The organism is Pseudomonas sp. CFBP 13602 (genome assembly GCF_014842725.1).
In the GTDB taxonomy this organism is placed as follows: domain Bacteria; phylum Pseudomonadota; class Gammaproteobacteria; order Pseudomonadales; family Pseudomonadaceae; genus Aquipseudomonas; species Aquipseudomonas baltica.
Genome location: NZ_JACYVT010000006.1, coordinates 98,910 through 113,199 on the forward strand (window position 1 = coordinate 98,910; position 14,290 = coordinate 113,199).

The following is a 14,290-nucleotide window of genomic DNA, read 5'->3' on the forward strand; positions in this document are numbered from 1 at the left end:
GGCGCCTGCCGACGCGGCTTGCGCCGCTGCTACAGATGCTCGGACCGGCTCTGTGCGGCGCCTGTCGACGCGGCTCGCGNGCGGCTCGCGCCGCTGCTACAGGTGCTCGGACCGGCTCTGTGCGGCGCCTGTCGACGCGGCTCGCGCCGCTGCTACAGATGCTCGGACCGGCTCTGTGCGGCGCCTGCCGACGCGGCTCGCGCCGCTGCTACAGATGCTCGGGCCGGCTCTGTGCGGTGTTCCCGGATGCAGCTTGCGATCTCTGTAGCAGCGGCGCGAGCCGCGTCCGGGGGCACTGCGGTTGTTCAGGCCGGAAGGCTGTTCCACAATGCATTGTCAACCAAGGAGTGACGATGAACGCTTTCGAAGACATGCGGCTTTTCGTTCAGGTGCTGGAATCACGCAGCTTCACCGCCGCTGCCGAGCAGTTGGGGATTTCCAAGCAGTACATCAGTCGGCGCTTGATGCAGCTGGAAAACCGTCTCGGCGCGCGCTTGCTCAATCGCTCCACCCGACGCCTCGACGTGACCGCCCTGGGCCAGAGCTACTACGACTCGGCCGTGCGCCTGCTGGCGGAAGTGGAACAGGTCGAGCAGGGCATAGCCGGGCAGGCTGCCGAACCCCGTGGCGTCTTGCGCGTGAGTGCGCCGCTGTCGTTCGCCATGGCGCAACTTAGCGCCCTGATGCCGCGATTCCTCCAGCGCTACCCCCAGGTGCAGGTCGAGATGGACCTCAGCGATCGCCCGGTCGACCTGCTCGGCGAGGGCTACGACCTCGTCCTGCGCATCGGCATGCTGGAAGACTCATCGCTGATCGCTCGGCGCATTGCCTCCATCGCACGCGTCTACTGTGCCAGCCCTGGCTACCTTGCTGAACGCGGCATCCCGGCCACCCCGCAAGACCTGGCGGCCCACGACTGCTTGCCTTACGGTCACGCGCGGCAAGTACAGTGGCGTTTCCAGGTGGACGGCAAACCGTTGGTAATCGGCGTGGGCGGGCGTCTGCGTGCCAACAACGGCGAACTGCTCTGCGAGGCTGCCGTGGCCGGCATGGGGATCGCCTACCTGCCTCGGTTCATCGTCCAGCAGGCAATCAGCTCGGGACAGTTGCAGACCGTACTCGATGACTTCGTCACCGAGCCCCTAGCCCTTTCGGCGGTATATCCGCAGCATCGACAGACATCGCGGCCGGTGCAGGTATTGATCGAGTTCCTGCGCGAGCATTTGGGCAATCTTTGAGGCCTGCGTCGCGCCCGTGCGCAAGATCAGACGTGGCTCAATGCGATACCGAATGAAACGACGATCATGCAGCACAGAGTCAGGTTGATATTCATCGGTACGAAATCCTTAGGGGTGGTCAGGGGCCTATAGTGCTGATCCCACGCCCTGAAGAAAAATTCCGTTTTTCGATAGCCATCATCGACTTCCGTGATGCCGGTAACGGTTCAGCGCGTGCGTCGCGGCCGCGACACCACCGACTCGATGTTCTTGCGGCCGATCAACCGGGTCTGCGGCGCAGATTCCTCGGCCAGCCACTTGTACATCACCAGGCAATCCACCAGCCCCTGTTGCGCATGCCGATAAGCCCGCGGCAGGCGCCCGACGGTTTCGAACCCCAGCTTGTGCCACAGGGCCACTGCCACTTCGTTACTGGCTACCACCGAGTTGAACTGCATGGCCAGGAAACCACTGTCGCGTGCCACCTGCTGCGAGTGCTCGCACATCATTCGCGCCACACCACGGCCGCGCGCCGCCTCGGTGACCATGTAGCCGCAGTTGCACACATGATTGCCGGGGCCTGCGGCATTGGCCTTGAGGTAGTAGCTGCCCAACAGCTGGCCTTGTTCATCCTCGGCAACGAAGGTATGCAGGGGCAGTTGCAGCCAGGTGTGCTCGGCGGCCTCGCGGGTCATGGCCGGATCGTAGGCGTAGGTCTGCTGGCCCTGGACCACCGCATTGAAGGTGGGCCAGAAACGTTCGAAATCGGAGGGGGTCATGGGGCGGATGCTGATCATGGGGCGCTCGCTGCGGATCGGGGTCGGCCCACTGCAGGCCGCTGCCAGGCAGACATGCCCGACAGCGGCCCCCGAGGTGCCTGGATGGCGCCTATCCTACCATCGGCCGTCGTCGTTTTTCCCGCGCGACAGCGGCCGTTCCCGGGCTACCGGCGTGCCAGCGTGTCCGGCTGCCAGCCACCGCCCAGTGCCTTGTAGATCGCCACGATGCCGCGATACAGCTCGGTTTCGCCCTGGGCCTGGGCGTCTTCGGCGCTCAAGCGCTCGCGCTCGGCATCGAGCAGCACCAGGTAATCGGCCGTGCCTTCGCGGTACTGGATCGACGCCAGCGCCGCCGCGGCGCGGCTGGAATCGCTCTGGCGCATCAAGGCCTGCAGACGCTGCTGGCGCTTGCCGTAGTCACTGAAGGCGTTTTCCGATTCCTCCAGCGCCAGCAACACATCCTGCTCGTAGCTGGCCAGCGCGCCCTCTGCATCGGCGTTGGCTGCGCGAATCTGCGCGCGCACGCTGCCCAGATCGAAAGCCGCCCAGGTGATGCTCGGCCCCAGGCCCCAGGCATTGGCTGCCGACGAACCGATCTGCGAACCACGCGCTGCGGTGAACCCAAGGAAACCAGTGAGGGTGACCCGTGGGAACAGATCGGCGGTGGCCACGCCGATCTGTGCGGTGGCGGCTGCCAGTCGGCGTTCGGCACTGCGAATGTCCGGACGACGGCGCAGCAACTGGGTCGGATCACCGATCGGCAGCGCCTTGGCAATGGCCGGCAGCTGCGCCGGGCTCAGATCGACGCTGAGTTGATCGGGGCGCTGGCCGAGCAGGGTGGCGATGCGGTTGCGTGCCCGCACCTGCTCGGCCTGCAGCTGCGGCACGGTCGCTTCGACCGCGGCCAGGCGTGCATCGGCACGCACCACGTCCAGTTGATTGCCGACGCCGGCTTCCTCCAGGCTGCGGGTGATGCCGCGCGAATCCTGCTGGTTCTTCAGGTTGGCCAGGGCGATCTTCTCGCGCAACTGAGCGCCGCGCAGTTGTCCGTAGGCATCCACCAGGTCCGCGATCAACGTGACCTGCAACTGCTGCAGGTTGGCCGCGGCTTCACCCTGCTGGGCGTCACTGACTTCCAACTGACGCTGGATGCGCCCGAACAAATCGACTTCCCAGGCCATGTCCAGGCCCAGGTCGTAGCGCTCGGTATTGACCCGGTCGTTGGTCTGGCCAGGTATCTGGCTCTTGCCGATCTCGCTGCTGGCGCGGCTGGTCACCACCGGGAAGCGATCGTTGGCCACGTCGTCGCGGATCGCCCGAGATGCCTTGAGGCGGGCGAAGGCCACGCGCAGCTCGCGGTTGCCCTGCAGCGATTCGTTGACCAGCCGATTGAGCGTCGGGTCGTCGAATTGCTGCCACCACACCGCATCGAACTGCTCGGCGCGGTAGTAACGAGCATCTTGCGCAGCCGCCACGGTCGCATCCAACGCCTGCGGCGCGCGGTAGTCAGGGCCCACCGCGCACGCGGCCAGGGCCATCACCAGCAGGCTGGGCAGAAGGGGTTTCAAGCGGTTCATGGTTGTACCTCAAGCTTGAGCGCGCGGTCCGCCTTGCGGGCCTGGCGACGCTCGACATGGCGACGGATCAGCACGAAGAACACCGGGGTCAGCAGCAGGCCGAAGAAAGTCACCCCCAGCATGCCGGAGAACACTGCCACGCCCATGGCATGGCGCATCTCGGCACCGGCGCCGGACGACAGCACCAGCGGCACCACGCCCATGATGAACGCGAACGAGGTCATCAGGATCGGCCGTAGCCGCAAGCGGCATGCCTCCAGCACGGCCGCCAGCGGGTCGAGGCCTTCCTCCTGCTTGTCCTTGGCGAATTCGACGATCAGGATCGCGTTCTTGCACGCCAGTCCGACCAGCACGATCAGGCCGATCTGGGTGAAGATATTGTTGTCGCTGCCCGCGATCATCACCCCGGCAATCGCCGAGAGCAGGGTCATCGGCACGATCAGGATCACCGCCAGCGGCAGGCTCCAGCTTTCGTACTGCGCCGCCAGCACCAGGAAGGCCAGCAGCACGCACAGCGGGAACACGAACAGGGCGGTGTTGCCTGCCAGAATCTGCTGGTAGGTCAGCTCGGTCCATTCGTAGGCCATGCCGTTGGGCAGTTCGTCCTTGAGCAGCTTCTCCACCGCCGCCTGGGCCTGGCCCGAACTGTAGCCGGGTGCAGCAGCGCCGTTGATTTCCGCCGTGACGAAGCCGTTGTAGTGCATCACGCGATCAGGCCCTGCGGTATCGCTGACCTTGATGAACGTGGCCAGCGGGATCATCTCGCCGCGATCGTTGCGCACCTTGAGCTGGCCGATCTGCTCGGCCTCCAGGCGGAACTGCTGCTCGGCCTGGACGTTGACTTGATAGGTGCGCCCGAAGCGGTTGAAGTCGTTGGCGTACAGCGAGCCCAGGTACACCTGCAGGGTGTCGAAGATATCGCTGATGGCCACGCCATGGGTCTTGGCCTTCTCCCGATCGATCGAGGCATCCACCTGCGGCACGTTCACTGTGTAGCTGGTGAACAGCCCGGCCAGTTCCGGCACGCTGCGGCTCTTGGCGATGATGTTCTGGGTCTGCTTGTACAACTCGTCATAGCCCAGGTTGCCGCGATCCTGAACCTGCAGGCGGAAACCACCGATGGTGCCCAGGCCCATCACCGGCGGTGGTGGGAAGATCGCCATGTAGGCGTCCTGGATACCGGCGAACTTGCCGTTGAGCTCGGCGGCGATGGCATTGGCCGACAGGCTGGCGTCCTTGCGCTGATCGAAGTCCTTGAGCGCGACGAACACGATGCCGTTGTTCGGGCTGTTGGTGAAGCCGTTGATCGACAGGCCGGGGAAGGCGATGGCGTTCTCTACGCCTGGCTGCTTCAAGGCGATGTCCGACATGCGCTTGATCACATCTTCGGTGCGGTCCAGGCTGGCGGCGTCCGGCAACTGCGCGAACGCCACCAGGTACTGCTTGTCCTGGGAAGGCACGAAACCGGTTGGGGTGTTGGCGAAACCGAACCAGGTCAGCACCATGAACCCTGCATACACCAGCATGGCGATACCGCTGCTGCGGATCACCCGCGCCACGGTGCCGACATAGCCATGGCTGGCCTTTTCGAAGAAGCGGTTGAACGGCCGGAACAGCCAGCCGCCGAGCAGTTTGTCGAGCAGCCGGGAGAAGCGGTCCTTGGGTGCGTCGTGTGCCCTTAGCAGCACGGCCGCCAGCGCCGGCGACAGGGTCAGCGAGTTGAACGCCGAAATGACCGTGGAAATGGCGATGGTCAGGGCGAACTGCTTGTAGAACTGCCCGGTGAGCCCGGAGATGAACGCCGCCGGCACGAACACCGCACACAGCACCAGCGCAGTGGCGATGATCGGCCCGGTCACTTCGCGCATGGCCCGCTCGGTGGCGGCCACCGGTTCCAGCCCCAGCTCGATGTTGCGCTCGACGTTCTCCACCACCACGATGGCGTCGTCCACGACGATACCGATGGCCAGCACCAGTCCAAACAGCGACAACGCGTTGAGCGAAAAGCCGAACATGTGCATGACGGCGAAGGTGCCGATCAGCGACACCGGCACGGCCACCAGCGGAATGATCGAGGCGCGCCAGGTCTGCAGGAACAGGATCACCACCAGCACGACCAGGATCAGCGCTTCGAACAAGGTGTGCACCACCGCCTCGATCGAGCCGCGCACGAAGATGGTCGGGTCGTAGACGATGCTGTAGTCCATGCCTTCAGGGAACGACTGCTTGAGTTCGGCCATTTTCGCCCGAACCTGATTGGACACGTCGATGGCGTTGGAACCGGGGCGCTGGAAGATCGGCAGGGCCACCGCCGGTTGGTTGTTCAGCAGCGAGCGCAACGCGTATTGGCTGGAACCCAGCTCCACGCGGGCAATGTCCTTGAGCCGGGTGATTTCGCCGTCGTCGGCGGCGCGCACGACGATGTTCTCGAATTCTTCCTCGGTGACCAGGCGGCCTTGGGTGTTGACCGACATCTGGAAACTGGTGGCGTTGGGCGCAGGCGGCGCGCCCAGCTGGCCAGCGGCAACCTGACGGTTCTGCTCGCGAATGGCGGTGACCACGTCGGTGGCCGTCAGGTTGCGCGAAGCGGTCTTGTTCGGGTCAAGCCAGACCCGCAGCGAGTAGTCGCCCATGCCGAACAACTGCACGTCGCCAATGCCATTGAGCCTGGCCAGTTCGTCCTTGATGTTCAAGGTCGCGTAGTTGGACAGGTAGAGCATGTCGTAGCGCTGGTCGGGGGAGGTCAGGTGGACCACCATGGTCAAGTCCGGTGAGGCCTTGTCCACGGTAATGCCGATCCGCGTGACTTCTTCGGGCAGCTTGGGTTGGGTGCGCGTCACTCGGTTCTGCACCTGCACCTGGGCATTGTCCAGGTCGGTGCCCAACGCGAAGGTCAGGGTCAGGGTCAGCTTGCCGTCGGCGGTAGACTGCGAGGACATGTACAGCATGTTCTCCACGCCGGTGATGGCTTGCTCGAGCGGCGCGGCCACGGTTTCACCGATGACCTTGGGGTTGGCGCCGGGGAAGCTGGCACGCACCACCACGGTCGGCGGGACCACTTCGGGGTACTCGCTGATCGGCAGCTGGAACAGCGAGATGGCGCCGGCGATCAGGATGATCAGCGACAGCACGGCGGCGAAGATCGGCCGCTTGATGAAGAATTGAGAGAAGTTCATCGCAGTGATCTCTTAACCGCGTGGAGTCGAAACGCTGGCAACCTTGACCGCAGCAGCGGGCGTGTTGCTGGCTTCCAGGGCATGGCGCTGTTCGGCCAGGGCGGCGAGGGTGGCAGGGCTGGCCATCTGGGCGACTTCGGGATCGACCTGGGAACCGGGACGAACCCGCTGCAGGCCATTGATGACGATGCGCTCATCCTTGTTCAGGCCACTGCGCACGATGCGCAGGCCCTCCAGCTTGGGGCCCAGCTCGATGCTGCGGTAGGCGGCCTTGTTGTCCTGGTCCATCACCAGCACGAACTTCTTGCCCAGGTCGGTGCCCACCGCTTCGTCCTTGATCAGCACTGCCGAATAGGTGGCGCTGCCCACCAGTTTCAGCCGTGCGTACAGGCCGGGGGTGAAGCTGCCGTCCTTGTTGTCGAACACGGCGCGACCGCGGATGGTGCCGGTCTTGGGATTGACCTGGTTGTCGACGAAATTCATGTGCCCCAGGTGCGGGTTGCCGGCCTCGTTGGACAGCCCCAGGTACACCGGGGTGGTCTGGCCGCGCTGGCCCTGGCGGGCGAGCTGGGTGTACTTGAGGTACACGCGCTCGTCGGCATCGAAGTAGGCATACACCTTGTCGGTAGAGACCACGCTGGTCAGCGGCGTCACGTCGGCGCTGACGATGTTGCCTGCGGTTATTTCAGCACGGCTGACGCGCCCGGAAATCGGCGCCGTGACGCGGGTGAAGCTCAGGTTCAGCCGGGCCAGGTCAAGCTGTGCCTGAATGCCGGCGAGCGCGGCGCGCGACTCTTGCGCCGCGGTGGCACGGGTCTCGGCCAGCTCGGCGGAAATGGCGTTGCTCGCCTGCAGGCGCTGTCCACGCTGCGCTTCGTTGTCGCTGCGTGCGGAGCTGGCACGGGCCTGTTGAAGTTGCGCTTCCAGGCGCCGCACTTCGGCCTGGAAAGGCCGCGGATCAATCTGGAACAGCAGGTCGCCCTTGTTCACCAGGGCGCCCTCGGTGAAGGCTACCTGGTCAATCTGGCCCGACACGCGTGGGCGAATCTCGACGGTTTCCGGTGCTTCCAGGCGCCCGGTGAACTCGTCCCATTCATTGACCGGCTGTTCCAGCACCTGGGCCACGGTAACCTTGGGTGCAGCAGGCGCCTGAGCGACATCGGGTGTTTTTCCGCAAGCGGCGATGACCATCAGCGCAAGGGCCGCCAACGGAAAACGCAACGGAGTGAGTGACTGGTGCATGTGCAGATCCGCCAAGTGAAGTAAGGGAGCATCAACGATGGGCGGATCATGAGGCGCAGACGGGACAATCGACGAATCGAATGGTTCGAAGGTAACTATCATTGCGAATGATGAACATCACTGGAAGTGCTTGATTTTCCGAAAAAATACAAAGCTAGCTAACGATTTCTCCAGGCCAGCACCTGACGGCAGGACAGAGCCCCAAGGCACAGTCGTACAAGCCTTGAAATACTTTCCCGCTGTAGGAATCAGTACGCCGGGCGGTAGGATCAGACTCCGAAACTACTCAAGACCTCTATGAATCCCGTCACGGAACCTCCCAGTCCCGCGCTTCATGCAACATCCTCCTTCTGCCTGATGAGTACCCTTCCATGGAATGGCTAGCCGACCCCACGGCCTGGCTAGGCCTGGCGACCCTGATCGTCCTGGAACTGGTACTGGGCATCGACAACCTGGTATTCATCGCGATTCTCGCCGACAAGCTGCCCCCGCATCAGCGTGACCGCGCGCGGGTGATCGGCCTGTCGCTGGCGTTGATCATGCGCCTGGGCCTGCTGGCCAGCATTTCCTGGATGGTGACGCTGACCGAGCCGCTGTTCGAGGTGTTCGGCAAATCGTTCTCCGGGCGCGACCTGATCATGCTGTTCGGCGGTATCTTCCTGCTGTTCAAGGCGACCATGGAGTTGCATGAAAGGCTCGAAGGCCATGTCGCGCAGCGGGCTGGCGTCAAGACCTACGCCCTGTTCTGGCCAATCGTCGCGCAGATCGTCGTGCTGGACGCTGTGTTCTCCCTGGATGCGGTGATCACCGCCGTGGGCATGGTGGACGAATTGTCGATCATGATGATCGCGGTGATCTTCTCCATCGGCCTGATGATCATCGCCAGCAAGCCGTTGACGCGCTTCGTCAACGGCCACCCGACCGTGATCATGCTGTGCCTGGGCTTCTTGATGATGATCGGCTTCGCCCTGACCGCCGAAGGTCTGGGCTTCCACATCCCCAAGGGTTATCTCTACGCCGCGATCGGTTTCTCGATCCTCATCGAGGTGTTCAACCAGATCGCGCGCGCACGGCGCAAGCACAAGCATCAGGATCGGCCGATGCGCGAACGTACCGCCCACGCCGTACTGCGCCTGCTGGGCGGTCGTCGTCCGGCCAGCGAAGCCATGGACGAGGAGATCGAAGACCTGGTGGGCCAGGAGCAGAGCGAAGCGCTGTTCGATCGGCGTGAGCGGGTGATGATCAGCGGGGTGTTGAACCTGGCCGAAAAACCCATCCGCAGCATCATGACCGTGCGTGCCCAGGTCGATTGCCTGGACCTGGGTGCGTCGCGCGAAGTCACCGAGCAGACCTTGATGCAGTCGTCCTACTCACGCCTGCCATTGATCGCACAAGGCCAGGTGGACGAGCCTCTGGGTTTCGTGCACAAGAAGGAGTTGCTCAAGCAACTGCTGGCGGGCGACGCACCGGATCTGGCCAGCCTGGCGCGCCAGCCGATCAACCTGCTCGAAACCTTCAGCATTCTCAACGCCCTGGAGCAGATGCGTGCGCAGTCCACGCACATTGCCTTCGTGGTCAACGAGTTCGGTGGCTTCATCGGCATTCTGACCATGACCGACATTCTCGAGTCGATTGCCGGCGAGTTGCCCGACGCCAGCGAAGTGCAGGCCCCCGATATCGTCGAGCAGGAGGAGGGCTATCGCGTGAGTGCAGCGTTGGACCTCAAGCAGCTGCAGACGCGCATCGGCTTCGATGCGGCGCCCACCAATGACTATCAGACCCTGGCGGGCATGGTCATGAGCCTGCTCGATCGTTTGCCCAAGCAAGGCGACACGCTGCAATGGGAACAGTGGAGCCTGACCGTGCTGACGGTGGAGGAGCGCCGGGTCAAGCAAGTCCTCCTGCGCAAGCAAGCCCTGCAGGTGTAGCGAAACCGCGCGCAATCACACTGCGCGACGCGAGCGCGCCAGATGCTTGGCGCCCTCGAACATCAGCACCAGCACTGCCAGCCAGATCGGCAAGTAGGTCAGCCACTGGTCTGGCGCGATGCTCTCGCCCAGCAACAAGGCCACACCCACCAACAGCACCGGCTCGACGTAGCTGAGCAGCCCGAACAGGCTGAACGGCAGCAGGCGGCTGGCCATTACGTAGCAGATCAATGCCGATGCACTGATGACGCCAAGAATCGGTATCAGTGCGTACAGCAGCGGTCGCGCCTCCATGTCTGCCGGCGACAGCTGGCCTTGCACGATGAACAGCAGCGCGGCCGGCAGCATCAGGCACATGTCCGTCCACAAACCGCCCAGGTGATCATTGCCGCACGCGCGACGCAACACGAAATACACCGGATAGCCGGCAGCCACGAGCAACGTTTCCCAGGCGAAGCTGCCGTGCTGGAACAGCTCGTGGCCTACACCGCAGGCGGCGCAGAGCACCGCCAGCTTCTGCAGGTGCGAGAGCTGTTCGCCGTACACCAGCCGTCCGGTCAGGACCATGGTCAGCGGCAGCAGGAAATAGCCCATCGACACTTCCAGGCTGCGCCCGTGCAGCGGCGCCCAAAGGAACAGCCACAGCTGCACACCCATCAGCGCCGAGGTGCCCATCGAGCCGAGCAGCAGCATCGGACGCTGGGCAATGTTGCGCCACACCCTGGCGACCAGATGCAGATCCGTACTGAACCACATGAACAGGGTCACGCATGGCAAGGTCAGCAGCATGCGCCAGCCAAACATCTCTTCGCCGCTCAGAGGGGCCAGCAGCGAAGTATAGAAATACATCACGGCGAACAGAATGGACGCTGTGACGGACGTGATGATGCCTTTGGACACGGGAGCCTCGAAGCGCGAAAAACCTGACTGAGCCGACAATGATCTCAGCCAGACGGACAAGCTACAACCACTGCTTTCAGAGACGGCGCAAGGCGTGCGCGAAATCCGCCAGCGGCATTGGCTTGGCAAACAGATAACCCTGCAGATATTTCACGTGGCGTGCGACGAGGTAAGCGCGTTGTTCGTCGGTTTCCACGCCTTCGGCAACCACTTGCAGTTCGAGTTTGGCCGACAGCTCGATGATGCTGTCCAGCACATGCCGCGAAAGCGTATTGACGCCGATCATGGCCACGAAGCTCTGGTCGATCTTGAGGAAGTCGACCTGGAACTGCTGCAGGTAGCTCAGGCTGGACTGCCCGGTGCCGAAGTCGTCGATGGCGATGCTCACGCCCAACCCGCGCAGCCGTTCGAATAGCGTATGAATCTGCGCGCAGGGTTGGATCAGCTCGCGTTCGGTCAATTCCAGGGTCAAGGCGATCCGGTCTTTCGGAAACGCGTCGAGGAACGCCTTGCAGTCATCGAACAACGCTGAATCCAGGCAATGCTGGGCGGTGATATTGATGCCGACATGAAAGCCGTGCGGCAGCTGATCCAGGCAGCTCCCCAGTTGCTGTGCGGTGCGCTTCATCAGCAACCGGGTCATCGGTACGATCAGCCCGCAGTCCTCGGCGTAGGGAATGAACAGGTCGGGGCGGACCAGGCCTTCGCGAGGATGTTGCCAGCGCATGAGCACTTCGGCGCCCGCCCAGCGGCCGTCCTCGCTGAACACCACCGGCTGGAAGAAGGGCACGAACTCCTCGGCGTCCAATGCACGCTGCAGCTCCTGATAGCGCGAGCCGGAACGACTCATCACCCACCGGCAGAGCAGGCCGACCACCGCCGAGATGAGCAACAGCAGGCCGAACATGCCGGCGTACTGCTCGCGTATCAACGTCCAGCGCGCACCTTGCGGGATGCCGCTGACCACGCTGAACGGGTAGCGCGCGGACTGCAGTCGAGTTTGCCCGCCTGCGGCAGGCAGCGGCGCGCCCTGATGAACCTCGCCGCTGGCTTCGATCCAGCTGCGCCCGACGTGCAGGGTGATCGAGTAGGTCGAGCCCATCATGCGCAAGGCGTTGGCCAGGTGATAACCGTCGACGGTGCTGAGCGCGCTGGCCTGGCCACGGACGGCGCGGTAGATCAACAAGCCGCGGTCGGGCGTCACCGAATTGCCGGGCAGCAGCCACAGCTGCCCATCGACGTAATCGAGCGGATTCGCGTTTTCGCTCACTGCGCCCGACAGGGAGCTGCAGTAAAGAGTGTCGCCCTGGATCAGATTCACCGAGCGCACGAAGGGCCGCCGGGTCACCTGGTCCAGCAGCGCCGGTTGTACCTGCGCGCAGGGTTGTCCGGACAGGGGCACAACGGCATCCGCCGCTGCCGCGACGTTATCGAGGATGAGTTCGAATTGCTCGACCGCCAACTGGCTGGTGCGCGCCGCTGCCAGATGCAGCGAACGACCGGCTTCCCAGGTCAGCATGACCGCACCACTGGCCAGTGGTATTGCGGCCGCCAGCCAGGGCAACAGCAGGCGTGAAAATTTGCGTTTGGAGGCGGCAAGTGTCAGCGGCATACTGGCGACAGTCCTTGTGCGCAGGAGATGCGAGCGGGAAAGCCGCCATCATTTCATGAAAGCGCCTGCGGGGGCAGGCGCCGGGGCTTATTTATCCTTGGACTGATCGGGCTTCTGCATCTGTACCGAGGAAGGAGTGCCGTCGTTGTTGCCTTTGGTGGTGCTCTTGTCGGCGCTGTCGAAGCAGCCTTGCAGCAGTGCCAGACACAGCACCAGACCGGCGCACGGGATGAGTTTCATGATGATCTCCGATGTTCAGAACGTGCAGCTTGGACTCGACCCTGTCCAATTGGTTGCCTGCGCCGACCCGGATCCGGATCGGCGCACGGGCGCGTGGGGGAATCAAACCTCGGCAGCGCCGCGCAGGCGCTCGGCACCTCGGCGCAGCAGTCGCTCGGTGGCGGCCCAGCCCAGGCAACCGTCGGTCACCGACACGCCGTAGCGCATGTGCCCGCTGATCGGCTGGCTGCCTTCCTGCAGGTGGCTTTCCAGCATGACCGCCACCAATGACCGGTCACCGTCCAGGCGCTGCTGCAGCACGTCGTCGAACACCGCTGGCTGGCGCAATGGGTCCTTGCCACTGTTGGCATGGCTGCAGTCGACCATGATGCGCGCCTTCACACCCGCTTTGGCCAGATCGTTGTGCACCTGGGCAATGCTCTGCCGGTCATGGTTGGGCCCCCGGTGCCCCCCGCGCAACACCAGGTGAGTGTCGGGATTGCCAGTGGTGTCGATCATGGCCGGGTGCCCCTGCGGATCGATGCCGAAATGGCGATGGGCATGGGCCGCACTGCGCATGGCATCACACGCGACGGCAACGCCGCCATCGGTACCATTCTTGAAGCCGACCGGGATCCCCAGGCCGCTGGCCAGTTCGCGGTGGATCTGCGATTCCGTGGTGCGTGCACCGATCGCCACCCAGCTCAACAGGTCGTCGAAGTACCCTGAGGCCATGGGTTGCAACACTTCGCTCGCCAGTGGCAGGCCCAGGCGCAGCATTTCGCGCATCAGGTCGCGGCACAGGGTCAGGCCGCCCGCCATGTCGTCGGTGCCGTCCAGGTAAGGATCGTATGCCAGGCCTTTCCAGCCCACGGTAGTGCGTGGTTTCTCCACGTAGGCGCGCATCACCAGCAGCATCTCGCCCTCTAACTCCTGCGCCAACTGGCTCAGGTTGCGTGCGTACTCCAGCGCGGACTTCGGATCGTGCAAGGAGCAGGGGCCCACTACGACCAGCAGGCGTGGGTCACGGCCTTCGAGAATGGCGCGGATGGCTTGGCGATGGGCTTGGACCTGGGTGCCCAGGTGATCGGCGAGGAGCAGCTGCTGCTTGAGCGCGAAATGCGTAGGCAGACGGTGAGTTGCCGGCGTGTTGGCGGCGTCTTTTGCCGCGGATGAAGCTGCGGCTGTGCGAGTCTGGACAGCAGGGGTGTGGTGCAGAGTGGTCAGGCTGTTGTTCATGGTCTGGGTCCTGGACAGCGGCGGGGGGATTGCCCGCATGCGCTGCCCTGTCAAGGTGTTCGACAAAGTGCCGGGGAGTCTGGACTGCGGGTCATGCCACCCATCAACGACCGGTCGGAGGCGGCAGGCTGGCCCGAACGGAGGTTGCTAAATCGCCAGAGGTTGCGGATGTCGAAACGGTAATAAGTGAAGTTGTTCATGAAGCGTTCCTCGATTTCGTGGCGAAAGTGCCGAAAAAAACATGAAGCCCTGAAAAGCAAAAACCCCCAGTCGGGAGGCCGACTGGGGGTTGAGAATTCTCTGTCGGCGACCCCTGTGAAATGGGCGCCGATATGGGTATCAGGCGCGCCAGTGGCTAAACCAATACCCAAAATAAACGTTTGCCGGTGCACGGACAGCCG

Annotated in this window: 11 protein-coding genes; 2 read left to right on the forward strand and 9 right to left on the reverse strand. The window is 63.7% G+C overall.

Annotated features, from left to right (window positions below; translation table 11 throughout):
* Positions 1-353 precede the first annotated feature (353 nt).
* Complete coding sequence (locus IFU31_RS13820) at positions 354-1,238, forward strand: LysR family transcriptional regulator (protein ID WP_192103297.1); 885 nt, start codon at positions 354-356, stop codon at positions 1,236-1,238.
* A 206-nt stretch (positions 1,239-1,444) separates the two neighbouring features.
* On the opposite strand, the gene IFU31_RS13825 is transcribed toward IFU31_RS13820, so the two are convergent.
* The 4 genes from IFU31_RS13825 to mexE all read right to left on the reverse strand — a co-directional run bounded on the left by IFU31_RS13825 (position 1,445) and on the right by mexE (position 7,991).
* Positions 1,445-2,014 (reverse strand): GNAT family N-acetyltransferase, encoded by a 570-nt coding sequence (locus IFU31_RS13825; protein WP_192103299.1) that lies wholly within the window; start codon positions 2,012-2,014, stop codon positions 1,445-1,447.
* Positions 2,015-2,160: 146 nt separating this feature from the next.
* Entirely contained in the window at positions 2,161-3,573 is a 1,413-nt protein-coding gene (locus IFU31_RS13830) for an efflux transporter outer membrane subunit (protein ID WP_122477405.1), read from the reverse strand.
* Positions 3,570-6,749: an efflux RND transporter permease subunit gene (locus IFU31_RS13835; RefSeq protein WP_122477407.1), complete on the reverse strand. Its 3,180-nt coding sequence runs from the start codon at positions 6,747-6,749 to the stop codon at positions 3,570-3,572. The genes IFU31_RS13830 and IFU31_RS13835 overlap by 4 nt, the downstream gene beginning before the upstream one ends.
* Positions 6,750-6,761: 12 nt before the next feature.
* Complete coding sequence (mexE, locus tag IFU31_RS13840) at positions 6,762-7,991, reverse strand: multidrug efflux RND transporter periplasmic adaptor subunit MexE (protein WP_122478236.1); 1,230 nt, start codon at positions 7,989-7,991, stop codon at positions 6,762-6,764.
* 371 nt (positions 7,992-8,362) lie between these two features.
* On the opposite strand from mexE, the gene IFU31_RS13845 reads away from it, so the two are divergent.
* Positions 8,363-9,919, forward strand: coding sequence for a TerC family protein (locus IFU31_RS13845; protein WP_122477408.1), 1,557 nt, complete (start codon positions 8,363-8,365; stop codon positions 9,917-9,919).
* A 15-nt stretch (positions 9,920-9,934) separates the two neighbouring features.
* Here IFU31_RS13845 and rarD read toward each other — a convergent pair whose 3' ends face one another.
* The 5 genes from rarD to IFU31_RS13870 all read right to left on the reverse strand — a co-directional run bounded on the left by rarD (position 9,935) and on the right by IFU31_RS13870 (position 14,089).
* Complete coding sequence (gene rarD / locus IFU31_RS13850) at positions 9,935-10,819, reverse strand: EamA family transporter RarD (protein WP_122478238.1); 885 nt, start codon at positions 10,817-10,819, stop codon at positions 9,935-9,937.
* Between the two features lie 76 nt (positions 10,820-10,895).
* Positions 10,896-12,431 (reverse strand): EAL domain-containing protein, encoded by a 1,536-nt coding sequence (locus tag IFU31_RS13855; RefSeq protein WP_192103301.1) that lies wholly within the window; start codon positions 12,429-12,431, stop codon positions 10,896-10,898.
* A gap of 87 nt (positions 12,432-12,518) precedes the next feature.
* On the reverse strand, positions 12,519-12,671 hold the full coding sequence (locus IFU31_RS13860; RefSeq protein WP_163007546.1) for a hypothetical protein: 153 nt from the start codon (positions 12,669-12,671) through the stop codon (positions 12,519-12,521).
* A 102-nt stretch (positions 12,672-12,773) separates the two neighbouring features.
* Entirely contained in the window at positions 12,774-13,889 is a 1,116-nt protein-coding gene (locus tag IFU31_RS13865; protein ID WP_192103302.1) for a 3-deoxy-7-phosphoheptulonate synthase, read from the reverse strand.
* Positions 13,890-13,939: 50 nt separating this feature from the next.
* A complete protein-coding gene (locus IFU31_RS13870) occupies positions 13,940-14,089 on the reverse strand; it encodes a hypothetical protein (protein ID WP_185793061.1) in 150 nt (49 codons plus the stop codon).
* Positions 14,090-14,290: the final 201 nt, after the last annotated feature.